The sequence below is a fragment of the Streptomyces sp. R21 genome (assembly GCF_041051975.1).
In the GTDB taxonomy this organism is placed as follows: domain Bacteria; phylum Actinomycetota; class Actinomycetes; order Streptomycetales; family Streptomycetaceae; genus Streptomyces.
In genome coordinates, this window is the sequence record NZ_CP163435.1 from 7,318,323 (window position 1) to 7,340,490 (window position 22,168).

The following is a 22,168-nucleotide window of genomic DNA, read 5'->3' on the forward strand; positions in this document are numbered from 1 at the left end:
ACCTCTTATCGAGCTACCTCGTTTAGAGGTAGCTCGTATCGAGGCGGTTCGTTTCGAGGCGGTCCTTTTCGAGGGGGTCACTGTGAAGGCCATCGGATCCGTCGCCCACCGGCGGCAGCTCATCGCGCTCGCCCATCCCGTCTACTTCTCCCTGCTCGCCTCCGTCGCCGCCGGGATCATCAACACCGTCTGGGTCTCCCGGCTCGGGGGCGCGGCGGTCGCCGCCGTCGCCGTCGCGACGAACGCCGAGAACGTGCTGCTCGGGGTCGCCCTGGTCTTCGCCTCCGGGACGACCGTGCTGGTCGCGCATGCCAGGGGAGCCGAGGACCCCGGCGCGGTCCGGGCGGCCGTACGCGGCGGATGGGCCCTGTGCGCGGTCGTCACGCCCGTCGTGGCCGTCGGCGGGTGGCTCCTGCGCGAACCCCTCGCACGGCTGGTCCTCGGCGGCGAGGGGCCCGCCCTGGCGCTCGCCGTGGAGTACTTCGCGATCTCCCTGCCCGGCGTCGCCGTCTTCTTCGCCCAGCAGCTCGTCGACGGCATCCTCAAGGGCGCCGGCGACACCCGCACCCCGATGCGCCTGGCCCTGCTCGCCAACGGCCTGATCCTGGGCCTGGACCCGCTGCTCATCCATGTCTACGGCGTCCGGGGCGCCGCCGCCTCCACCGTGCTGTGCCGCGGGGTCGCCCTCGCCGTGGGGCTGCTCGCCCTGCGCCGCAACGCGCTGTTGCGCACGGCCGCGGGCGCCCGGCCCGCCGAGACCACCGGGGCCGCGCTGCGCCGGACCCTGCGGACCGGCCTGCCGATGTCCGCCGACTTCACCGTGCGGCAGGGCGGGGCGCTCGTGCTGGTCGCGATCGTGGCCCGGCTCGGAGTGACCGCCGTGGCGGCGTACTCCATCGCCTACAAGGTCATGTACATCGCGACCATGGCCTTCTACTCCGTACGGCAGGCCGCCTCGATCCACACCGCGCACCTGCGCGGGGCGGGCCGGGACGAGCGGGGCGCCGTAGGACGTCAGGCGGTGCTCGTCTCGGGGGCGGTGGGCCTGCTCGCCGCGTCCCTGCTCTGCGTCCTCGCCCCCTGGATCATGCGGGCCTTCGGCGCGGGGCCCGAGGTCGCGCACGAGGGTGTGCTCCTGCTGCGCTGCATCGGCCCCTATCTGCTGCTGATGGCCTGCTTCATCGCGGTCGGCGGGGTCTTCGAGGGAAGCGGTGGCGCGCCGCTGCTGCTGCGGGTGACGCTGCTCGGCACGGCGGTCCAACTCCCGCTCGCCCACGCCCTGTCGGGGCTCGGGCTGCCCGGGATCTGCCTCGCCATGGCGCTCTCCATGGCCGTGCAGTGCGCGGCGGTCGCGGTCCTGCTGTGGCGGGCCGGGCGCGCCCGGCGTCAGGAGGAGGCCAGCGTCTCCTTGGTGCGGGCGGCCTGAGCGGGCACGGTCGGGGCCGGGCGCGACACCGTGCCCCGCCACAACTGCCGGGCGGCGAGCAGCGTGGCGGCCACCAGCAGGCCGTTGCGTGCGAACAGCAGGGTGAGGCCCTGCCAGTCGCTGAAGACCACGTGCTCGAACCCGAGCGGGAACTCCAGCACGGTCACCAGGCACGCGGCCACCACGAGGCAGGCAGGCAGCGCCATCCGGCTGCTGCGGAAGCACAGGCTCACGGCCGCGAGACCGACCAGCCACACCATGTACTGGGGGCTGATGACCCGGCTGGTCGCCGTGAACATCAGCACCGCCACGAACGCGGCGTCGGCGAGCGTGTGCGCCAGGAACCGCTTGGCGCACAGCCGCCACAGCAGCAGCCAGCCGAAGGCCAGTGCGGTGAGCCCCAGGGCCGCCGTGCTCACCACGTCGACGTCGGGTCCGACGAACTCCACGGAGCCGTAGTTCAGCAGCACCTCACCGTCCCAGCCGAAGTGCCGGGCGACATGGAAGACGAGGGAGCCGAGCGACTCCACCTCGGTGCCCCGCGCGCGCTGGAAGGTCAGGAAGGCGAAGGCGCCGGGCATCACCAGCGCGAACAGGGCCGCCGTCGCGGCGACGGTCACCGCGGCCGACGCCCAGGCCGACCGACGGCGCGCCCCCACCAGCAGCAGCACCGGCCACACCTTCAGCAGCGCGCCGAGGCCGGCCAGCGCCCCCATCACCCGCGGATGGCGCACACCGGCGAGCAGCGCGGCCACCGCCACCGCCGTCACCATCACGTCGTAGCGGGCGTACACGGTCGGGCCGAGCAGCGGGACGCCCGCCACCCACACCCAGGCGCCGCGCAGCGACTTGCCCGGGCGCAGGCCCGCGTACTGGAGAAGGCACAGGACCAGCAGGTCGGCGAGGAAGGCGAGGACGAAGAACGCCGACGCGTAGTCGAGGAAGGGCAGCAGCGCGGGGGAGAGGATCGCGAGCGCGGCGGCCGGCGGGTACTGCCAGGCGACGTCGCCGAGCGGGAAGGTGCCGGTGCGCAGGACCTCGTACCAGCCCTGGTAGATCACCGACACATCGGTGGTGACGTCCGGGCCCGGGAAGAGGAACACCTTGAAGACGAAGAGCAGCAGCACCAGCCTCGTCAGGCTCCAGACGGCCAGCAGCCCGTACGGCAGGCGGCCGTACGCGAACAGTCCGTACGGGAGCCTTGTCCCCCTTGCGCCCGTCATGACCACCTGGCCCTCGTTTGTACGGATCTTGTGGGATTCGCTGAGCCATGATGACGCGCCGCGCTGTGCGAGAGCCATGAAGCGCGGCCGTACGGAGCTGTGAGAGCGGCAGGAGAGAGGTGCTGGAGACAGGTTCGGTAGGGTCGGGCGCGATGCACAAGACCCTGATCGTGACCAACGACTTCCCGCCCCGGCCCGGTGGCATCCAGGCGTTCCTGCACAACATGGCGCTGCGCCTGGACCCGGAGCGGCTCGTCGTCTACGCCTCCACCTGGAAGCGCAGCCGAGAGGGCGTCGAGGCGACCGCCGCCTTCGACGCCGAGCAGCCCTTCACCGTCGTACGGGACCGCACGACCATGCTGCTGCCGACACCGGCCGCGACCCGGCGGGCCGTCGGCCTGCTGCGCGAACACGGCTGTACGTCGGTGTGGTTCGGGGCGGCCGCGCCGCTCGGTCTGATGGCGCCCGCGCTGCGCAAGGCGGGCGCCGAGCGCCTCGTCGCCACCACGCACGGCCACGAGGCCGGCTGGGCGCAGCTCCCGGCGGCGCGCGGGCTGCTGCGCAGGATCGGCGAGTCCACGGACACGATCACCTACCTCGGGGAGTACACGCGCTCGCGGATCGCCTCCGCGCTGACCCCGGACGCCGCCTCCCGGATGGTCCAACTGCCGCCCGGCGTCGATGAGAAGACCTTCCACCCCGGTTCGGGCGGCGACGAGGTCCGGGCGCGGCTCGGGCTCACCGACCGGCCTGTCGTCGTCTGCGTCTCACGGCTCGTCGCGCGCAAGGGGCAGGACACGCTGATCCTCGCCATGCCGCGCATCCTCGCCCGGGAACCGGAGGCGGTCCTGCTGATCGTCGGCGGCGGCCCCTACGAGAAGGAGCTGCGCAGACTCGCCCAGGAGACCGGCGTCGCGGGCGCGGTCCGCTTCACCGGCGCGGTGCCCTGGAGCGAGCTGCCCGCCCACTACGGCGCGGGGGACGTCTTCGCCATGCCGTGCCGTACGCGCCGGGGCGGGCTCGACGTCGAGGGGCTCGGGATCGTGTACCTGGAGGCGTCCGCCACCGGGCTGCCCGTGGTCGCCGGGGACTCGGGCGGCGCGCCCGACGCGGTGCTCGACGGCGAGACCGGCTGGGTCGTGCGCGGAGCCTCCCCGGAGGAAGCCGCCGACCGCATCGTCACCCTGCTCGGCGATCCCGAACTGCGCCGCCGGATGGGCGAGCGGGGGCGCGAGTGGGTCGAGGAGAAGTGGCGCTGGGACCTGCTGGCGGAGAAGTTGAAGGCGCTGCTCTAGGTTCCTGGCATGTCACAGGGCGCGGGTCCCCACCGGGGACCCGCGCCCTGACGTGACGTCAAAAACCCTGCTACTTCTGGTAGATCGCCTCGATCTCGTCCGCGTAGTCCTTCGCGACCACGTTCCGCTTGAGCTTCAGGGACGGCGTGAGGTGGCCCGACTCCTCGGTGAACTGCGAGTCGAGGATGCGGAACTTGCGCACCGACTCCGCCTTCGACACGGCCGCGTTGCCGTCGTCGACCGCGGACTGGATGGCGGCTTGCAGGTCGGCGTCGTCACGCAGCGAGACCGCGGTCGAGCCGGCGGGCTTCCCGTGCTCCTCGGCCCAACGGCCCAGGAACTCGTCGTCGATGGTGACCAGCGCGCCCACGAACGGACGCCCGTCGCCGACCACCATGCACTCCGCGACCAGCGCGTGTGCGCGGATGCGGTCCTCGATCACGGCCGGGGCGACGTTCTTGCCGCCCGCGGTGACGATGATCTCCTTCTTGCGGCCGGTGATGCGGAGGTAGCCGTCCTCGTCGAGGGTGCCGATGTCACCGGTGTGGAACCAGCCGTCCGCCAGCGCCTCGGCGGTCGCGGCCTCGTTGTTCCAGTAGCCCTGGAAGAGGTGCTCGCCGTGCAGCAGCACCTCGCCGTCGTCGGCGATCCGCACGACCGAGCCGGGCAGCGGCTGGCCGACGGTGCCGATCTTGGTGCGGTCCCACGGGTTGAAGGCGGTGGCCGCGCAGGACTCGGTGAGGCCGTAGCCCTCCAGGACCGTGAAGCCGATGCCACGGAAGAAGTGGCCGAGCCGCTCGCCCAGCGGCGCGCCGCCGGAGATCGCGTACTCGCCCCTGCCGCCGAGCACCGCGCGCAGCTTGCTGTAGACGAGCTTGTCGAACGTCTTGTACTTGATCTTCAGGCCGAGCGACGGGCCCGAGGAGGTGTCCAGCGCCTTGCTGTAGGCGATCGCGGTGTCCGCGGCCTTGTCGAAGATCTTGCCCTTGCCGTCCGCCTGCGCCTTGGCGCGCGCGCTGTTGTAGACCTTCTCGAAGACGCGCGGCACGCCGAGGATCAGCGTCGGCCGGAACGAGGCCAGCTCGTCGGTGAGGTTCTTGATGTCCGGGACGAGACCGAGCTTGATCGGCGCCATCATCGGCGCGACCTGCACGAGCCGCCCGAAGACGTGCGCGAGCGGGAGGAAGAGCAGCACGGAGCACTCACCGGTACGGAACAGCGGGCGCAGCCGCTCCACGATGTTGCCGCACTCGGCGAAGAAGCTGCGGTGGGTGAGCACACAGCCCTTGGGGCGGCCGGTGGTGCCGCTGGTGTAGACGATGGTCGCCGGATCGTCCGCCTTGGCGAGCGAGCTGCGCTCCTCGACCGTCGCGTCGCTGACGTCCTGGCCCGCGCGGCCCAGCTCCTCCACACCGCCGGCCTCGATCTGCCAGACGTGCTTGAGGGCGGGCAGCCGGTCGCGCACCGACTCGACGGTGGCGGTGTGCGTGTCCAGCTCCACGATGCAGGCGGTCGCGCCCGAGTCGCCGAGGATCCACTGCACCTGCTCCGCCGAGCTGGTCTCGTACACCGGCACGGTGATCGCGCCTGCGCTCCAGATGGCGAAGTCGAGCAGCGTCCACTCGTAGCGGGTACGGGACATCAGGCCGACCCGGTCGCCGGGCTGGACTCCGGAGGCGATCAGGCCCTTGGCGGCGGCCCGCACCTCGGCCAGGAAAGTCGTCGCGGTGACGTCCTGCCAGCTGCCGCCCACCTTGCGGGCGATGACGGCGACATCAGGATGCTGCGCGGCGTTTCTGCGGACGATGTCGGTCAGGTTTCCGTCCGCAGGGACCTCGTACAAAGCCGGAAGGCTGAACTCGCGCAAGACTGCTGCTCCTCATAGGGCGCCGGCGCCACGACTCTGTGTGATGCGACGGTGCGGTCCAAGGCTCGGGCAGGTACCCAGAGAAGTCATTGTTGAATTCCCGAGTACGACTGGACTGCCCGGACGTTACCCACCGGTACGCCGGTTCCGATAGGGGGTCCCGGCGAGATGTTCGCTGCGTCACACGCGTTGGCGTTCCTTCGCGCAGAGTAGTCCAGGCGCTTCCTGACTAGCCAGTAACCGCAGGTCCGAACGCCTCTGTTCACGTTTGCCCCACACGCCTACGCTTGATCGTCATGGCACCCACACCGGCCGGAAACCCGAGGACACGCATCCATGTGGTCAGTGACGTGCACGGCAACGCACGCGACCTGGCCAGAGCGGGCGAGGGCGCGGACGCCCTGATCTGCCTCGGTGACCTGGTTCTCTTCCTCGACTACGCCGACCACTCGCGCGGCATCTTCCCCGACCTGTTCGGCGCCCGGAACGCCGACCGGCTCGTCGAACTGCGCACCGCCCGTCGCTTCGAGGAGGCCCGGGAGCTCGGGGCACGGCTGTGGGCCGGCATCGGGACCGACCGCGCCGCCGCCATCGAGAAGGCGGTGCGCAAGCAGTACGCCGAGTTGTTCGCCGCGTTCCCGACGCCGACGTATGCGACGTACGGCAATGTCGACATGCCGATGCTGTGGCCGGAGTACGCCGGGCCCGGCACGACCGTGCTGGACGGCGAGCGCGTGGAGATCGGCGGCCGGACCTTCGGCTTCGTCGGCGGGGGCCTGCGCACCCCCATGCGCACCCCGTACGAGATCAGCGACGAGGAGTACGCGGCGAAGATCGAGGCCGTCGGCGAGGTCGACGTGCTCTGCACGCACATCCCGCCGGAGGTGCCGGAGCTGGTCTACGACACGGTGGCCCGGCGCTTCGAGCGCGGCAGCCGCGCCCTGCTGGACGCGATCCGCCGCACCCGCCCCCGGTACGCCCTCTTCGGCCACGTCCACCAGCCGCTGGCGCCGCGGATGCGGATCGGGGCGACGGAATGCGTGAATGTGGGGCACTTTGCGGGGTCGGGAAGGCCGTGGGCGCTGGAGTGGTGAGCCGCCTCGGGGCGAAGCCCAGGTGGGGGTGATAACGCCGGTGGCTGTGCGCGGTAGCCTTCACGCTGCACACACGTGCGCACCACCCTCCCTCACCGGACCGCATCTGGAGGAGCCACCGCGATGGCGGAACACACCAGTTCGAGCATCACGATCGAGGCGGAACCGGCAGACGTCATGGCGGTGATCGCCGACTTCGCCCGCTACCCGGACTGGACGGGAGAGGTGAAGGAGGCCGAGGTGCTCGCCACGGACGAGCGGGGCCGCGCCGAGCAGGTGCGCCTCGTCATGGACGCGGGCGCCATCAAGGACGACCAGACCCTCGGCTACACCTGGACCGGCGAGAACGAGGTCTCCTGGACCCTCGTCAAGTCCCAGATGCTCCGCTCCCTGGACGGCTCCTACATCCTCAAGCCCGCGGGCAAGGGCGCCACCGAGGTCACCTACTTGCTCACGGTCGACGTCAAGATCCCCATGCTCGGCATGATCAAGCGCAAGGCGGAGAAGGTCATCATCGACCGCGCGCTGGCGGGCCTGAAGAAGCGGGTCGAGGCGGGCGCTTAGCCCGTCGTGGGGGTCCCCCCGCTCGAGCGAAGCCGAGAGTGGGGGAGTTTGAGGACGAGGCCGTTCAGGCCGAAGCGGGGGTCTGGGGGCGGCAGCCCCCAGGTTTCGGGACGGGTAGGGGCGGAGGGGGCGAAAAAACCTCTCCCCACCCACAGGTACCGTTCACCTCCATGCGCACCCTCCTGATCACAGGCCCCGGCGGCTCCGGCCGCACCACCGTCGCCGCGGCCACCGCGCTGAACGCCGCCCGCCAGGGCACCCGCACCCTGGTGCTCACCGCCGACCGCACCGACACCCTCGGCGCCGCCCTCGGCGTGAGAACGGGCGCGACCCCGGTCGAGGCGGCCCCCCACCTCACGGCCTGGCGCCCCGACGCCGCCACCCGCTTCCGCGAGGACCTCACCGCCTTCCAGGAGCGCGCGACCACCGCCCTCGACCTGCTCGGCGCCTCCCGCCTGGACCCCGAGGAACTCACCCCCCTCCCCGGCGCCGAGGAACTCGCCCTCCTGCGAGCCCTGCGCGACGCGGCGACGGCGCCGAAGGGGACGTACGACCTCGTGGTCGTGGACCTTCCCCCCGCCCCGCACGCCCTCGCGCTGCTCGCCCTCCCCGAGGAGCTCCGCCGCTACCTGCGCCGTCTGCTCCCGCCCGAGCGTCAGGCGGCCCGCGCCCTGCGCCCCGTGCTCGGCCGGCTCGCGGGCGTCCCGATGCCCGCGGAGTGGCTGTACGAGACGGCCGCCCGCTGGGACGTCGAGCTGGCCGCCGTGGAAGCCGTCGTCCAGGACCGGACCACGACCGTACGGCTGGTCGCCGAGCCGGGACCGGCCGGCACCGACGCCGTACGCCAGGCCACCACCGGCTTCGCCCTGCGCGGCCTGCGCGTCGATGCCCTGGTCGCCAACCGCGTCCTGCCCGACGCCACCGAGGACACCTGGCTCGCCGCGTTCGCCGCCCAGCAGCGCAAGGCCCTGGAGGAGTGGCGGCAGACGCACGCGCTGCACGAGGTCGCCCATCTGGGGCGTGACCCGCGCGGCACCGACGACCTCGCCGACCTCGATGTACCCGATGTCAACGCGGCGCCGGCCCGTATCGAGTGGAGCGTCGCCGACCGCCTCGCCGACGACGGCGTGCTGGTCTGGCACATCCCGCTGCCCGGCGCGATACGCGAGGAACTGGACCTCATCCGGCGCGGCGACGAACTCCTCGTCACCGCAGGCCAGTTCCGCCGCATCGTGCCGCTCCCGTCCGCCCTGCGCCGCTGCACCGTGGACGGCGCGGCCCTGCGCGACGGCGAGCTGAGGGTCCGCTTCGCACCCGATCCCGAGCTGTGGCCGCGGACACGGTGAACCGCGTACCCCCGTTCGGGTAACGTCGAAGAAGGAAGCACCGTAGGCAGGAGTCCGCCATGAGCGAAGAGCGCCCCCCGTACGACGCCGCTCAGGAGAGCGTGGACGACGAGGTGAGGGCGAACGACGCCGACGCCTGGGCGAAGGCGTGTGCCGAGGATCTCGCGGCGGAGAAGGCCCGCCGCCGCGCCCAGTACGGCCAGCCGCCCGGCTCGGCCGCCGAGGAACTGCGCAAGCTCGTCGACGCCGTCGCGGACAAGCTGTCCGGGATCCAGTCGCCGCTGTTCGGCGCGGTGGCCGGGGGCGCCGCGCAGCAGGTGGTCAACCAGGTCGTACAGCAGGCCAAGGCCGCTGTCGAACCCGTCATCGAACGCAACCCGGACGTCTTCGACCACCTCGCGGCCGCCGGCTCCGAGCTGCTCGCCGCCTACCGCTCGGCCGTCGAGGCCCAGGAGCGGCGCTGGACCTCCCGGGACGAGGGACCTCGCGACGAGGACACCGGTCCGGGGGAGCGGATCGACTTGGACTAGAGGCCCCTCGGGTACGGTTGGCCGTAGCGGGGCTCGACCGAAACTGAGGGATTCATGGGACTCACCATCGGCGTCGATATCGGCGGCACGAAGATCGCGGCCGGTGTGGTCGACGAGGAAGGCAACATCCTCTCGACCCACAAGGTGCCGACTCCCAGCACGCCGCAGGCCATCGTGGACGCCATCGCCTCCGCCGTCGAGGGGGCACGCGCCGGTCACGACATCGTCGGCGTGGGCATCGGTGCCGCCGGATATGTGAACCGCCAGCGCTCGACGGTCTACTTCGCGCCGAACATCGACTGGCGGCAGGAGCCGCTCAAGACCGAGGTCGAGACGCGTGTCGGTCTGCCGGTCGTCGTCGAGAACGACGCCAACGCGGCCGCGTGGGGCGAGTACAAGTTCGGTGCCGGCAAGGGCCACCGCAACGTCATCTGCATCACCCTGGGCACCGGCCTGGGCGGCGGCATCATCATCGGCAACAAGCTGCGTCGCGGGCACTTCGGCGTCGCCGCCGAGTTCGGCCACATCCGCATGGTGCCGGACGGCCTGCTGTGCGGCTGCGGCTCGCAGGGCTGCTGGGAGCAGTACGCCTCCGGCCGCGCCCTGGTGCGGTACGCGAAGCAGCGGGCCAACGCGACCCCCGAGAACGCGGAGGTCCTCCTCGGCCTCGGCGACGGCACCCCCGACGGCATCGAGGGCAAGCACATCTCGATGGCCGCGCGGCAGGGCGACCCGGTCGCGGTGGACTCCTACCGCGAGCTGGCCCGCTGGGCCGGCGCCGGCCTCGCCGACCTGGCCTCGCTCTTCGACCCCTCCGCCTTCATCGTCGGCGGCGGCCTCTCGGACGAGGGCGAGCTCGTCCTCGACCCCATCCGTAACTCGTACAAGCGCTGGCTCGTCGGCGGCAACTGGCGCCCGGTGGCCGACGTCATCGCGGCCCAGCTCGGCAACAAGGCGGGCCTCGTCGGCGCGGCCGACCTGGCCCGGGAGCCCGACCCGATCATGTGACGCACGTTCACTTCGACGGCTGCGCCCGCCGTACCCCGGAAGGGGTACGGCGGGCGCAGCCGTTTGTGCCCTTCCGGGGCGTGCGGCGGGGCTCAGCTGCTCCCGTTACGGGGCGTGCGGCGGGCGCAGCAGTTCCTGCCCTTCCCGGGCGTACGGCGGGGCGCAGCCGTGCCCTTTCCGGCACGCGCGGCGGGCGTCGCCGTGTCAGGACGTGGGGCCCCCGCACGCGTATGTTGATCGTCATGCCGACGAGCTTCTCTGCCGCCAGTCCGCTGCCCAACTCCCGCACCGAACCCGACGGTTCGGCCGTCATCCGGGTGCTCAGCTACAACATCCGCTCGATGCGCGACGACACCGACGCGCTCGCCCGGGTGATCACCGCCTGCGCACCCGACCTCGTCCTCATCCAGGAAGCACCGCGATTCTTCCGCTGGCGCAAGAAACTGGCCCGGCTCGCGGCCGCGTCCGGGCAGGTGGTCCTGTCGGGCGGCGCCACCGCCGCCGGCCCCGCGCTGCTGTGCTCGCTGCGGGCGACCGTGGAGCACACCGAGGACGTCCTGCTGCCCCTCACCCCCGGCGAGCACCGCCGCGGCTTCGCCACCGCCGTCGTACGGTTCGGCGGCGCCCGGCTGGGTGTCCTGAGCTGTCATCTCTCGCTGCGGGAGGACGAGCGATACGAGCAGGGCGGCATGCTCCTGGACCGGCTGGCCGGCCTCGGCACGCCGTACGCCGTAGCGGGCGGTGACCTCAACGAACGGCCCGACGGCCGCACCTTCAAACGCCTCGCCACCGCCCTGAAGGACTGCTGGTCCCTCGCCCCCTGGGGCGGCGAGCACACCTGGGCACCCGGCAACCCCTACCAGCGCATCGACGCGATCCTCGCCACCGAGGGCATCGAGGTCCTGGGCTGCGGGGTCCCGCACGGGCTCCCCGGAGTGACGGAGGAAGACCTGAGGGCGGCCACGGACCACCTTCCGGTGCTGGCCGCACTGCGAGTGCCCGCGACCTGACCGACTCGGCCGGACGGAGTCCGGCGCAGCCGTCCGAAGCCTGTGAGGCCCCTCGGGGCCGAGCAGTGCGAGGGCGGCGTTGGGCGGAACTGCCCTGAGGACGGCCACGGACCACCTTCCGGTCCTGGCCGCCCTCAGAGTGCCGGCGTCCTGGTTACGGCCGCTGCTTCACCTTGTCGACGATCGCCCACTCGTCGAGATACGTGAGCTGGGTGTACGTCTTCTTGTCCTTGCCGTCGCCGGAGGAGCGGGCGTCACGGAAGCCGAGGAATTCGTAGGTCTTCGGGTCGAAGATGAAGGTGCTGTCCATGCTGCCCACACCGGAGTAGGAGATCCCGATGCCCGTGCGCCCCTTCGCGTCGGTGATCCCGGGGATCGTCTTCACCCCGGGTACCTTGCCGAGCGCTTCGTACGCGGCGGCCCGCAGCCCCTTGGGCATCACCGGGACGCGGTAGAGCAGCCCCGCGAGGCTGAAGTGGATCATTGGCCAATCGGCCTTGCCGATGGCTCCGGAGTAGTCCGGTTTCGTGTCGAAGGGGTCGCGCATCGCCCTGAGCAGCTTGTCCGGGTCCGTCGGCAGCCGCTCAAGGAGCGTCCAGTCCTGGGTCGGCCACACCGACTCGTTCTTCCCCGGCGGGTTGGACCACCAGCCCTTGCCGACCTCCATCACCCACGAGCGCTGCGAGTCGTCCACGGACCGCCAGTTCTCGTCGACGTAGGTGTTCGTCCGGCCGGTCTTCTGGTTCCGCTCCTTGACGATCTCCTTCGTGTAGATGAACTGGTCGTCGCGCGGGGCGGCCGTCGTCTCGTGCGCGCGCTCGTAGGCGGCCGCGCCGTTGAGCACGGTCTGCACGCTCACGTTCTGCATGGCGGGCGCGCTGCCGACCGGTGGTGTCGCCGTCCGCGGCGCAGCGCCGTCGTCGTCGCGCACCGCGACCAGGACGGTGGCGGCGACCGCCGCGGCCACCGTACCGGCCAGCGCGATGCGCACGACGGGACGGCGGCGTCGTACGACCGGAGCCGGTTCGTGCATCGCGGCGAACAGCCGGACACGTACCCGGTGCCGGGTTTCGTCGTCGAGCGGGGGCGCCTCCGCGTCCCAGTCCCGTAGTTGATCGAGGTCATGCATGGGCGTCTGCCTCCCGGAGAGCTGTCGGATCGGTGCCACCCAGTGCTTCGCGCAATCTGCTGCGAGCCCGGTGCAGCCGTGATCTGACGGTGCCCACCGGCACGCCGAGGGCTTGGGCCGTCTCCTCGTAGTCGAGGCCGCCCCAGGCCACCAGCAGGACCACGTCGCGGTGCCGGGCGGACAGCCCGGCCAGCGCGGACGCCAGTTCCCGGCGCACCCCTGTAGCGCCGGCTCTGGCGACCGCGCGGTCCGCGACGGGCTCCTCGTGTTCGACCGGTGCCGGAACCTGGGCGAGCGCCTTGAAGCGGCGCGCCTCGGATCTTCGGTGCCGGCCGACGAGGTTGGTCGCGATACCGAACAACCACGGGCGGGCGTCGGCCCGCGCGAGGTCGTATGTGTGGCGCCGCTGGAAGGCGGTGGTGAACGTCTCCGCCATCAGATCCTCCGCCGCCTCGGGACCGAGCCGCCGCGCCGCGTAACGGTGTACGGCGTCGGCGTGCCGGTCGTAGAGGGCGGCGAACTGCTCGGGCTCGTCCCGGGACCGCTCGATCACGCGGGCGTCACTCTCCTCGCGATCCCTCTCGCGAGTGCGGACGCCCGGCGGTTCGACGGTCATCGGGGCTCCTTTCGTTCGTCTGAACGCCTCGAAGGCTTGGGCTTGTTCGGGTTGTTCACCTCTCCTTCGCCGGTCGACGGGATCGAGTTCCCTTTTGCTCCGGCGCAGGTCCCATCCGCCGCTGGGCACGACGGAGGGCCCGCCCGGATCACCTCCGGACGGGCCCTCACCACGCTGTCGCGCGACGGTGCTCAGACGACCGCGCCGCGCCCCGGGTCGTCCCCGTCCTCGTCGTCGCCCTTCATGCGCATCACCAGGGTCGCGAAGCCGCCGAGGAAGCCGCCGATGCCCAGGGTGGCGAGCCACCAGGTCATGTCCCAGGTGAGCAGGACGGCCAGCAGCAGCAGGATCGGACCGCCGATCACGGCGAGCCAGGCGAACTTGGCGGTGACGTCGGCGGCCGGCAGCGGGGGCGGCTCCGGCGGGACGAAGTGGCCCTCGTCCTCGTCGTCGAAGTCGTCCTCGGTGGGCTCGGGCGACTGGTAGTCGCGCGGGCCGCCGACGCCCGGAGCGAACGCGACGGAGCTGCCCAGGGGCTTGGCCGCGGAGGGCTTGTCGCCGGTCTTGTCCTTCGCGGGCCCGGCGGTGTCCGCGGCGTCGCCGCTGTCGTTCGTCTCCGGCTCCAGCAGCGCCAGATCCTCGATCGACTTGAACGGCTTCGCGCCGGGCGGGTCCTTCGGCTCCTCGCCGTACCCGTCGACGATCGCCTGCCAGGCGGCGTCCTCGTCGAACGGCACGCTCTGTTCGTCGTCGAGAGGCTCGCCGACGGGCACGCCCTTCTCATCGGGCTCGCCGCGCTCCGCCTCGTGCTCAGCCACCGCTGGCCGTCCCTTCCTTGCCGACACTGGGCGCGAGCCGGCCGATGAACGCGTAGCTCTCCTCGAAGATCCGGTCCGCGTCGTGGTCCAACGTCGCGACGTGGTAGCTCTGTTCCAGCAGGATCTCGGTGACGTCCGTGGAGGACACGCGGCTGAGGACGCGCGCGGAGTCGGCGGGTGGCACGACATGGTCCTGCGGGCTGTGCAGCAGCAGCATCGGCTGGGTGACCTGCGGCAGCTCGCCGTCGACCACCTGGAAGAAGCGGCGCAGCGAGTGGGCGGCGTGCAGCGGCACCCTGTCGTAGCCGATCTCCTCGCTGCCCTCCTTGGCGATGTCGCTGGCGATGCCCGGCGCCGAACGGATGAAGTGGCGGGCCACCGGAAGCGCGTACGCCGCCAGGCCGTGCACCTTGTTCCCCGGGTTGACGACGACGAGGCCGCTCACCTCGTCGCCGTGCTTGGCGGCCAGCCGCAGGGCCAGCGCGCCGCCCATGGAGAGGCCGAAGACGAACACCTGGGAGCACCGCTCCTGCAGGGCGCGCAGTTCGCGGTCCACCTCCGCGTACCAGTCCTGCCAGCTGGTGAGCTGCATGTCCTCCCAGCGGGTGCCGTGCCCGGGCAGCAGGGGAAGCGCGACGGTGAGGCCGCGCTCGGCGAGGTACTCCGCCCAGGGGCGCAGTGACTGCGGGGAACCGGTGAAGCCGTGGCAGAGGAGGACGCCGACCTCTCCGCCCTCGTGGCGGAACGGCTCGGCTCCAGGAAGGACCGGCACCTCGGTCTCCTGTTCATCAGGTCGTCATCAGGGCGATTGCAGGTACTTCACCGTACGCGACCGCACTGACACCGACCAGGGTCGTCGGGGCCTTTGACCGTGCTCCGGGTTAAGGTCTGATCCACAGATACAGGAAGGCAGTGGGTTGATCTACGGCGCAATGAAGTTTTCCATCGGGGGGCCGCTGAAGCTCGCCTTCAGGCCCTGGGTGGAAGGCCTCGAGAACATTCCCGCCGAAGGCCCCGCCATCCTGGCCAGCAATCACCTGTCGTTCTCGGACTCGTTCTTCCTGCCCGCGGTCCTCGACCGCAAGGTGACCTTCATCGCGAAGGCCGAGTACTTCACGACGCCCGGTGTGAAGGGCCGGATGACCGCCGCCTTCTTCAAGGGTGTCGGCCAGCTCCCGGTGGACCGCTCCGGCGGGCGCGGCGCGGGTGAGGCGGCCATCAAGAGCGGCGTCGACGTCATCGAACGCGGCGAGCTGTTCGGCATCTACCCGGAGGGCACGCGCTCGCCCGACGGCCGCCTCTACCGCGGCAAGCCCGGCGGCCTCGCGCGCGTGGCGCTCGCCACCGGTGCGCCCGTCATCCCGGTCGCCATGATCGACACCGAGAAGATCCAGCCGCCCGGCAAGGTGATGCCCAAGCTGATGCGCCCGGGCATCCGCATCGGCAAGCCACTCGACTTCGGCCGGTACAACGGCATGGAGCACGACCGGTTCGTCCTGCGCGCGGTGACCGACGAGGTCATGTACGAGATCATGAAGCTCTCGGGCCAGGAGTACGTCGACATCTACGCGACGGCCGCCAAGCGACAGATCGCGGAGGCGGCGAAGGCGGAGAAGCAGGCGCAGAAGGAAGCCGAGAAGCAGGCACAGAAAGAAGCGCAGCAGGGGCTGGAGCAGGAACGGTCCGGCTCCTAGCCGCGTTTGTTCTGGTGGGGTGGGGAGTGAGCCGGAGGGGCGCGCCGGTGTGGAGAGGGCATGGGGGTCCCCCCGCTCGAGCGAAGTCGAGAGTGGGGGAGCGCGGAGGCCCGAAGGGCTGAGCACGGTCGGCCTCTCCACACCTGCTTGAGCGCCCCGGAGGCGAACGACCAAAAAGGGGGGGATGTGGCTAAGCGCGAGCGGGTCATGAGGATGTCGGTCGAGTTGCCGCTGTGGCGTGCGCTCTCCGCGTACCGGGTGCTGACCATGCTGTACGCCGTCGGGCTCTTCGCCACCGCGTACGACAAGTTCACCCGCCCCTGGGTGGCGATCGCGTACTACGCCGTGCTGTGCGTATGGACGCTGGCGACCCTCCCCAGAGTCGCGAACGCGGTCAGCTGCACCAAGCGGTTCCTCACCGCCGACCTCACCATCGCGCTCGTCGGCATCCTGCTCACCCGGGTCGCCGACGCCTCGTACCGCATCGAGTCCGGTGGCCCGACCCTGCCGTCGATATGGACCGCCGGTTCCGTGCTGGCCTTCGCCGTCAAGGGCGGCTGGCGCTGGGCGGCCTTCGCCTCCACACTCGTCGCGGCGGTCAACGTCGTCGAGCGTGGCGCCCCGACCCGCGACACCGTCCACAACGTCATCCTCGTCTGGGTCGCCTCGATCGCCATCGGCTACGTCGTCGAGGTCGCCCGCGCCTCCGAGGCGACCCTCGCCCGCGCCCTGGAGATCGAGGCCGCGACCCGCGAGCGGGAGCGGCTGGCCCGTGACATCCACGACGGCGTCCTCCAGGTCCTCGCCATGGTGCAGCGGCGCGGCTCCGCGCTCGGCGGCGAGGCCGCGGAGCTGGGCCGGATGGCGGGCGAGCAGGAGGTGGCGCTGCGCACGCTGGTCTCGGGCGGCATGGTGCCCGTCTCGCGGGTCTCCGAGGACACGGCGCTCGGCGCGGTCGTACGGGCGGTCGAGGAGCCGGACGAGGACGAGGGCCCCGTCGACCTGCGCTCGCTCCTGGCCAGGTACGCCGCCGCGCGCGTGACCCTCTCCGAGCCCGGCGCCCCGGTGCCGCTCGCCCCGGCCGCCGCCCGCGAGCTGGCCGCCGCTGTCGGTGCCGCCCTGGACAATGTGCACCGGCACGCGGGTGACGACGCCCGCGCCTGGATCCTGGTCGAGGACGAGCCGGACGCGGTGATCGTGACCGTGCGCGACGACGGCCCGGGCATCCCGGAGGGTCGGCTCGACCAGGCCGAGGGCGAGGGGCGGCTCGGGGTGGCCCTGTCGATCCGCGGGCGGCTGCGCGACATCGGCGGCACGGCCGAGCTGATCTCGGTCCCGGGACAGGGCACCGAGGTCGAGTTGAAGGTACCGAAGGACACGAAGGACCCGAAGGACTCACGGGGGAAGGCAGAGCAGCGATGACGGACAGCACGGACGAGCGGCAGGGCCCGATCAGGGTCATGGTGGTGGATGACCACCCCATGTGGCGCGACGCGGTCGCCCGGGACCTGGCCGAGTCCGGCCTCGACGTGGTGGCCACGGCCGGCGACGGCGAGCAGGCCGTCCGCCGCGCACAGGCCGTCGCGCCCGACGTCCTCGTCCTGGACCTGAACCTGCCCGCCAAGCCCGGCGTCCAGGTCTGCAAGGAACTGGTCGGCGCCAACCCGGCGCTGCGCGTCCTCGTCCTGTCCGCCAGCGGCGAGCACGCGGACGTACTGGAGGCGGTGAAGTCCGGCGCCACCGGCTACCTGCTGAAGTCGGCGTCCACGGAGGAGCTGATCGACGCGGTGCGGCGCACGGCCGTCGGCGATCCGGTGTTCACGCCGGGCCTCGCGGGCCTGGTCCTCGGCGAGTACCGCAGGCTCGCCTCCGAGCCCGCGCCCTCCGGCGGCGCCGACGAGCCGAAGGCCCCGCAGCTCACCGACCGCGAGACCGAGGTGCTGCGGCTGGTCGCCAAGGGCCTGAGCTACAAGCAGATCGCCGAGCGCCTGGTCATCTCGCACCGCACGGTCCAGAACCACGTCCAGAACACCCTGGGCAAGCTGCAGCTCCACAACCGCGTGGAGCTGGTGCGCTACGCCATAGAGCGCGGCCTCGACGACGCGTAAACCGCCCGATGCTCACCTTCGGGTGAAATCGGGTGATCAACTACCCGACAATTCACTGGAATTGACCTTCCGCACCATGCCGAAGTGACCTGGATCACTATTAGCGTGAGTCCTTCAGGCAACCGCGGCGAAGGGACATTTCCATGCGGGTCGGAGTACTGACCGGAGGCGGCGACTGCCCCGGGCTCAACGCCGTCATCCGGGGCATCGTCCGCAAGGGCGTGCAGGAGTACGGCTATGACTTCGTCGGCTACCGGGACGGCTGGCGAGGTCCGCTCGAAGGCGACACCGTCCAGCTCGACATCCCCGCGGTGCGCGGCATCCTGCCGCGCGGCGGCACCATCCTCGGCTCCTCGCGCACGAACCCCCTCAAGCAGGAGAACGGCATCCGCCGGATCAAGGAGAACCTCGCCAAGCAGGAGGTCGACGCGCTCATCGTGATCGGAGGTGAGGACACCCTCGGCGTGGCCGCGCGGATGGGCGACGAGTACGGCATCAAGGTCGTCGGCGTGCCGAAGACCATCGACAACGACCTGTCCGCCACCGACTACACCTTCGGCTTCGACACCGCCGTCGGCATCGCCACCGAGGCGATCGACCGGCTGCACACCACCGCCGAGTCGCACATGCGCGTCCTCGTCTGCGAGGTCATGGGCCGGCACGCGGGCTGGATCGCCATCCACTCCGGGCTCGCGGGCGGTGCCAACGTCATCCTCATCCCCGAGCAGCGCTTCGACGTCGACCAGGTCTGCGCCTGGGTGACCTCGCGCTTCAAGGCGTCGTACGCCCCGATCGTCGTCGTCGCCGAGGGTGCCATGCCCAAGGACGGCGACATGGTCCTCAAGGACCAGTCGCTCGACTCCTTCGGGCATGTGCGGCTCTCCGGCGTCGGCGAGTGGCTGGCCAAGGAGATCGAGAAGCGCACCGGCAAGGAGGCGAGGACCACGGTCCTCGGCCACATCCAGCGCGGCGGCACCCCCAGCGCCTTCGACCGCTGGCTCGCCACCCGCTTCGGGCTGCACGCCATCGAGGCCGTCCGCGACGGCGACTTCGGCAAGATGGTCGCGCTGCGCGGCACGGACATCGTCCGCGTCCCGATCGCGGACGCCACCGCGAAGCTGAAGACGGTGGACCCGAAGCTGTACGAGGAGGTCGGAGTGTTCTTCGGCTGACCCGGCGCCTAAGAGGTATGGGCCGTATATTCGCCGTATTCGGCCCATACCTCTGCGGAACGGGAGAAGCCCTCTTGGAGATCCTCGCCTTCGGTGTCCAGGCCGACGAGAAGCCCCTGATCGAGAGGGCCTTCGAAGGGCACCACGAGGTCCGCAGCCTCGGCGTGTTCCTGAACGAGGACACCGCCCCGATCGCGACCGGCTACGAGATCATCTCCACCAGCGTCAACGCCGATCTCGGGCACCGGGTGCTCCAGACCCTCGCCGCCGGCGGCACGCGGATGATCGCCCAGCGCTCGACCGGCTTCAACAACATCGACCTGAAGGTCGCCGAACGCCTCGGCATCACGGTCGCCCGGGTCTCGTACTACTCGCCGTACTCGGTCGCCGAGTTCGCCTGGACCCTCGCCATGGCGGTCAACCGCCATATCGTGCGCGCCTCCAACCGCACCCGCGACTTCGACTTCCGGCTCGACGGACTGATGGGCCGGGACATGCGCGGCCGCACCGCCGGTGTCATCGGCACCGGCAAGATCGGCGAGGCGTTCACCCGGATCGCCCACGGCTTCGGTATGAACCTGCTCGGCTGGGACATCGCCGAGAACCCGGCCTGCGTCGAACTCGGCATGAAGTACGTACCCAAGGACCAACTCCTCGCCGAGTCCGACCTGATCACCCTGCACGTACCGCTGATTCCGGAGACCCGGCAGCTCATCGACGCGGCGGCCCTGCGCGCCATGAAGGACGACGCGATCCTGGTGAACTCCAGCCGCGGCGGCCTGATCGACACCGCGGCCCTCGTCGCCGAACTGCGCGAGGGCCGCTTCACGGGCGTCGGCCTCGACGTGTACGAGGCGGAGGCGGGCCTGTTCTTCCTCGACAGGTCCCTGGAGGCCGTCGAGGACGACACCCTGGCCCGTCTCGTCACCTTCCCGAACGTCCTGGTCACCTCCCACCAGGCGTACTACACCGTGGACGCCGTCGGTCAGATCATCGAGACCACGGTGCAGAACGTCCTCGACTACAGGGCGGGCCGCCGCTCGGAGAACGTGCTCGTCCCACGCAGCTGACCGACCAGCTCCCGTACGACACCCGCGCCGCGCAGCGACAGCACCGACTCCGGGTGGAACTGCACCCCGGCGAACCCGGGAGCGCGCAGCGCGTGCACCTCGCCGCTCCCACTGCGGCTGACCTCGATGCCGTGGGCCGCGAGCTCAAGGGCCGTCTCGTCGTCGCAGCGGGCCACGAAGCTGTTGTAGAAGCCGACGGTCTCGGTCCTCCCGAAGAGGTCGATCCGCGTCTGCGCGCCCTGATAGGGGACTTCCTTCCGGACGATCTCCAGGCCCAACTCGGCCGCGATCAGCTCGTGCCCGAGGCAGACACCGAGCACGCCGTGCCGGTGCCTTCGGATGACCTCCGCGGTCAGTGCCCGCAGGAACCGCATCTTCGGGTCGGCCGCGTCCGAGGGATCGCCCGGACCGGGGCCCAGGACCAGTGGGCCCTCGTGCGCGAGGACCGCCTCCCGCAGCCCCGGCTCGTCGTAGCGCCGTACCGTCACCTCCAGGCCCGAGGAGCGCAGCACATGCGCCAGCATCGCCGTGAACGTGTCCTCGGCGTCCACCACGAGCGCGTGCCCGGTGAGTTCGGCGGCCTGCTCCTGCATCCGCAGCCAGAACGGCGCCAGCGAGGCCCGCCGCCCGTCCAGCGCCGCCCGTACCCGCGGGTCGTCCGCCAGCTTCGGCCGTACGTCCTCCTCGCGCGGCCGCCCGGGACGGACCCCCAGTGCTGCCAGAACCCCGGCCGCCTTCGCATGCGTCTCGGCGACCTCGCCGGCCGGATCGGATCCGCGGACGAGCGTGGCGCCGACCGGCACCCGCAGCCGGCCGCCCGCGTCGATGTCGGCGGTCCGGATGAGGATGGGGGAGTCGAGGGTCTGCGCCCCGCCCGCGTCCCGCCCGATCAGCGCCAGCGCTCCCGCGTAGTAGCCGCGCCCCCCGACCTCGTGCCGTTCGATGACCCGGCAGGCGTTCTGCACCGGGGACCCGGTGACCGTCGCCGCGAACATGGTCTCCCTCAGCACCTCGCGCACGTCCAGCGAGGACTTTCCCCGCAACTCGTACTCGGTGTGCGCGAGATGGGCCATCTCCTTCAGCCGCGGCCCGATCACCACCCCGCCCCGGTCGCCGACCGTGCACATCATCTTGAGCTCCTCGTCGACGACCATCGAGAGCTCCTCGATCTCCTTGCCGTCCGCGAGGAAGTCCAGCAGGTGCTCGGGGGTCGGGCCCTCGGCGGGATAGCGGTACGTGCCGCTGATCGGGTTCATCACGACGGTCCCGCCGGACATCCGGACATGCACCTCGGGGCTCGCCCCGACCAGCGTGCGCTCGCCCGTGTGCACGACGAACGTCCAGTACGCGCCCCGCTCGCCCACCAGCAGCCGACGGAACAGCGCGAGCGCGTCGGCCCTCCCGAAGCCTGGGATCTCCCCCTCGTACGTACGCCTGATCACGAAGTTCGCGCCCTCGCCCCGCCCGATCTCCTCGCGCAGGACGCGCCCGACGATCCCGGCGTACTCCTCGTCGGCGACGTCGAAGCCGCCGCCCGTCACCCGCACATCGTGCGAGGGAAGCTCCGTGAGGGCCTGTTCCAGGGGGAGTTCGTACGTCTCCTCGGCGGTCAGCACCGCGAGCGGTGTGCCGTCGTCGCGGACGTCGAAGCCGCGTTCCCGGATCTGCCGGAACGGCACCAGGGCGAGGGAGGGGCGGTCGCCGACGGGGATGTCGGCGAGGCGGTCCACTTCGCGGACCGGACCGAGCAGCAGCTCCACGACGTCGTGTTCGTGGCCGGGGGTGCGACGGCGCAGCAGGGCGAACGGGCGGGGATCGTCCAGCAGGGCGAGCAGGTTCATCGGTCCTGTTCCTTCTCTCGGTTCTCGGAGAGTGCTCGGAGAGTTCTGGGAGAGGAACGGCCCGTGTGCCGGAAACACAGAAGGCCGCCCCCTCGGGCGGCCTTCGCGAAGTCTTGCGTACGCGCAGTCAGTGGGCCGCCGGATGAGCGGTCCACCACCAGTTCTGGTTCAGGTGCTTCTGGTTCGAGTGCGCGAACATGCGAGGCACCCTACCCGATCCGGTCAAGCGTGAGCGGCACTTCCGGTGGAGCACTCCTGGAGCCGCGCTCGGCGGCCGCCCCTTGGCGCGCCCGCCGACCCGGCACTTCACCGGCGGCACACACCGCCCTCACAGCGGGTTCGAGCGCGGTGCGAAGG

General features: G+C 71.3%; 21 protein-coding genes. 13 read left to right on the top strand and 8 right to left on the bottom strand.

The window, feature by feature from the left end:
• Positions 1-91 precede the first annotated feature (91 nt).
• Positions 92-1,426, top strand: coding sequence for an MATE family efflux transporter (locus AB5J56_RS32490; protein WP_369242938.1), 1,335 nt, complete (start codon positions 92-94; stop codon positions 1,424-1,426).
• Here AB5J56_RS32490 and AB5J56_RS32495 read toward each other — a convergent pair.
• Positions 1,387-2,649, bottom strand: a complete 1,263-nt coding sequence (locus AB5J56_RS32495) for a glycosyltransferase 87 family protein (RefSeq protein WP_369242941.1) — start codon at positions 2,647-2,649, stop codon at positions 1,387-1,389. The genes AB5J56_RS32490 and AB5J56_RS32495 overlap by 40 nt on opposite strands.
• Before the next feature lie 152 nt (positions 2,650-2,801).
• On the opposite strand from AB5J56_RS32495, the gene AB5J56_RS32500 reads away from it, so the two are divergent.
• Positions 2,802-3,944 (top strand): glycosyltransferase family 4 protein, encoded by a 1,143-nt coding sequence (locus tag AB5J56_RS32500; protein ID WP_369237819.1) that lies wholly within the window; start codon positions 2,802-2,804, stop codon positions 3,942-3,944.
• 70 nt (positions 3,945-4,014) lie between these two features.
• Here the strand turns inward: AB5J56_RS32500 and AB5J56_RS32505 are convergent, their stop codons facing one another.
• Positions 4,015-5,811 (bottom strand): long-chain fatty acid--CoA ligase, encoded by a 1,797-nt coding sequence (locus AB5J56_RS32505; protein WP_369237821.1) that lies wholly within the window; start codon positions 5,809-5,811, stop codon positions 4,015-4,017.
• Positions 5,812-6,149: 338 nt separating this feature from the next.
• Between AB5J56_RS32505 and AB5J56_RS32510 the strand changes: the two genes are divergently transcribed.
• The 6 genes from AB5J56_RS32510 to AB5J56_RS32535 all read left to right on the top strand — a co-directional run bounded on the left by AB5J56_RS32510 (position 6,150) and on the right by AB5J56_RS32535 (position 11,363).
• Positions 6,150-6,905, top strand: coding sequence for a metallophosphoesterase (locus AB5J56_RS32510; RefSeq protein ID WP_369242944.1), 756 nt, complete (start codon positions 6,150-6,152; stop codon positions 6,903-6,905).
• A gap of 123 nt (positions 6,906-7,028) precedes the next feature.
• Positions 7,029-7,469, top strand: coding sequence for an SRPBCC family protein (locus AB5J56_RS32515; protein WP_369237823.1), 441 nt, complete (start codon positions 7,029-7,031; stop codon positions 7,467-7,469).
• 170 nt (positions 7,470-7,639) lie between these two features.
• Positions 7,640-8,815, top strand: a complete 1,176-nt coding sequence (locus AB5J56_RS32520) for an ArsA family ATPase (RefSeq protein ID WP_369237825.1) — start codon at positions 7,640-7,642, stop codon at positions 8,813-8,815.
• Positions 8,816-8,874: 59 nt separating this feature from the next.
• On the top strand, positions 8,875-9,345 hold the full coding sequence (locus AB5J56_RS32525; RefSeq protein WP_369237827.1) for a DUF5304 domain-containing protein: 471 nt from the start codon (positions 8,875-8,877) through the stop codon (positions 9,343-9,345).
• A 54-nt stretch (positions 9,346-9,399) separates the two neighbouring features.
• Positions 9,400-10,353: an ROK family glucokinase gene (locus tag AB5J56_RS32530; RefSeq protein ID WP_369237829.1), complete on the top strand. Its 954-nt coding sequence runs from the start codon at positions 9,400-9,402 to the stop codon at positions 10,351-10,353.
• 242 nt (positions 10,354-10,595) lie between these two features.
• Positions 10,596-11,363 (top strand): endonuclease/exonuclease/phosphatase family protein, encoded by a 768-nt coding sequence (locus AB5J56_RS32535; protein WP_369237831.1) that lies wholly within the window; start codon positions 10,596-10,598, stop codon positions 11,361-11,363.
• Between the two features lie 154 nt (positions 11,364-11,517).
• On the opposite strand, the gene AB5J56_RS32540 is transcribed toward AB5J56_RS32535, so the two are convergent.
• From AB5J56_RS32540 to AB5J56_RS32555, 4 genes are all read right to left on the bottom strand, one after another.
• Positions 11,518-12,492 (bottom strand): CU044_5270 family protein, encoded by a 975-nt coding sequence (locus AB5J56_RS32540; protein WP_369237833.1) that lies wholly within the window; start codon positions 12,490-12,492, stop codon positions 11,518-11,520.
• On the bottom strand, positions 12,485-13,108 hold the full coding sequence (locus tag AB5J56_RS32545) for an RNA polymerase sigma factor (protein WP_369237835.1): 624 nt from the start codon (positions 13,106-13,108) through the stop codon (positions 12,485-12,487). Before AB5J56_RS32545 ends, AB5J56_RS32540 begins: the two co-directional genes overlap by 8 nt.
• 191 nt (positions 13,109-13,299) lie before the next feature.
• Positions 13,300-13,926: a hypothetical protein gene (locus tag AB5J56_RS32550; protein WP_369237837.1), complete on the bottom strand. Its 627-nt coding sequence runs from the start codon at positions 13,924-13,926 to the stop codon at positions 13,300-13,302.
• Positions 13,919-14,698 (bottom strand): alpha/beta hydrolase, encoded by a 780-nt coding sequence (locus tag AB5J56_RS32555; protein ID WP_369237839.1) that lies wholly within the window; start codon positions 14,696-14,698, stop codon positions 13,919-13,921. Before AB5J56_RS32555 ends, AB5J56_RS32550 begins: the two co-directional genes overlap by 8 nt.
• Before the next feature lie 160 nt (positions 14,699-14,858).
• Between AB5J56_RS32555 and AB5J56_RS32560 the strand changes: the two genes are divergently transcribed.
• The 5 genes from AB5J56_RS32560 to AB5J56_RS32580 all read left to right on the top strand — a co-directional run bounded on the left by AB5J56_RS32560 (position 14,859) and on the right by AB5J56_RS32580 (position 19,970).
• Entirely contained in the window at positions 14,859-15,620 is a 762-nt protein-coding gene (locus tag AB5J56_RS32560) for a lysophospholipid acyltransferase family protein (RefSeq protein ID WP_369237841.1), read from the top strand.
• 186 nt (positions 15,621-15,806) lie between these two features.
• On the top strand, positions 15,807-17,042 hold the full coding sequence (gene macS / locus AB5J56_RS32565) for a MacS family sensor histidine kinase (protein WP_369237843.1): 1,236 nt from the start codon (positions 15,807-15,809) through the stop codon (positions 17,040-17,042).
• Complete coding sequence (locus tag AB5J56_RS32570) at positions 17,039-17,728, top strand: response regulator (protein WP_369237845.1); 690 nt, start codon at positions 17,039-17,041, stop codon at positions 17,726-17,728. Before macS ends, AB5J56_RS32570 begins: the two co-directional genes overlap by 4 nt.
• Positions 17,729-17,871: 143 nt before the next feature.
• Complete coding sequence (locus AB5J56_RS32575; RefSeq protein WP_369237847.1) at positions 17,872-18,900, top strand: 6-phosphofructokinase; 1,029 nt, start codon at positions 17,872-17,874, stop codon at positions 18,898-18,900.
• Positions 18,901-18,974: 74 nt separating this feature from the next.
• Entirely contained in the window at positions 18,975-19,970 is a 996-nt protein-coding gene (locus tag AB5J56_RS32580; protein WP_369237849.1) for a 2-hydroxyacid dehydrogenase, read from the top strand.
• Here the strand turns inward: AB5J56_RS32580 and AB5J56_RS32585 are convergent.
• Together AB5J56_RS32585 and AB5J56_RS32590 are read right to left on the bottom strand one after the other, a co-directional pair.
• Positions 19,922-21,811: an anthranilate synthase family protein gene (locus AB5J56_RS32585; RefSeq protein WP_369237851.1), complete on the bottom strand. Its 1,890-nt coding sequence runs from the start codon at positions 21,809-21,811 to the stop codon at positions 19,922-19,924. The two genes, AB5J56_RS32580 and AB5J56_RS32585, sit on opposite strands and share 49 nt — an antisense overlap.
• A 127-nt stretch (positions 21,812-21,938) precedes the next feature.
• A complete protein-coding gene (locus AB5J56_RS32590) occupies positions 21,939-22,010 on the bottom strand; it encodes a trp operon leader peptide (protein ID WP_369242946.1) in 72 nt (23 codons plus the stop codon).
• Positions 22,011-22,168 lie beyond the last annotated feature (158 nt).

What these genes read in the sequence shown, in the direction of transcription:
- AB5J56_RS32495 (WP_369242941.1), bottom strand. Translation starts at nt 2,649, where the DNA reads ATGACGGGCGCAAGGGGGACAAGGCTCCCGTACGGACTGTTCGCGTAC.
- AB5J56_RS32500 (WP_369237819.1), top strand. Translation starts at nt 2,802, where the DNA reads ATGCACAAGACCCTGATCGTGACCAACGACTTCCCGCCCCGGCCCGGT.
- AB5J56_RS32515 (WP_369237823.1), top strand. Translation starts at nt 7,029, where the DNA reads ATGGCGGAACACACCAGTTCGAGCATCACGATCGAGGCGGAACCGGCA.
- AB5J56_RS32520 (WP_369237825.1), top strand. Translation starts at nt 7,640, where the DNA reads ATGCGCACCCTCCTGATCACAGGCCCCGGCGGCTCCGGCCGCACCACC.
- AB5J56_RS32525 (WP_369237827.1), top strand. Translation starts at nt 8,875, where the DNA reads ATGAGCGAAGAGCGCCCCCCGTACGACGCCGCTCAGGAGAGCGTGGAC.
- AB5J56_RS32530 (WP_369237829.1), top strand. Translation starts at nt 9,400, where the DNA reads ATGGGACTCACCATCGGCGTCGATATCGGCGGCACGAAGATCGCGGCC.
- AB5J56_RS32535 (WP_369237831.1), top strand. Translation starts at nt 10,596, where the DNA reads ATGCCGACGAGCTTCTCTGCCGCCAGTCCGCTGCCCAACTCCCGCACC.
- AB5J56_RS32540 (WP_369237833.1), bottom strand. Translation starts at nt 12,492, where the DNA reads ATGCATGACCTCGATCAACTACGGGACTGGGACGCGGAGGCGCCCCCG.
- AB5J56_RS32545 (WP_369237835.1), bottom strand. Translation starts at nt 13,108, where the DNA reads ATGACCGTCGAACCGCCGGGCGTCCGCACTCGCGAGAGGGATCGCGAG.
- AB5J56_RS32560 (WP_369237841.1), top strand. Translation starts at nt 14,859, where the DNA reads ATGAAGTTTTCCATCGGGGGGCCGCTGAAGCTCGCCTTCAGGCCCTGG.
- AB5J56_RS32570 (WP_369237845.1), top strand. Translation starts at nt 17,039, where the DNA reads ATGACGGACAGCACGGACGAGCGGCAGGGCCCGATCAGGGTCATGGTG.
- AB5J56_RS32575 (WP_369237847.1), top strand. Translation starts at nt 17,872, where the DNA reads ATGCGGGTCGGAGTACTGACCGGAGGCGGCGACTGCCCCGGGCTCAAC.
- AB5J56_RS32585 (WP_369237851.1), bottom strand. Translation starts at nt 21,811, where the DNA reads ATGAACCTGCTCGCCCTGCTGGACGATCCCCGCCCGTTCGCCCTGCTG.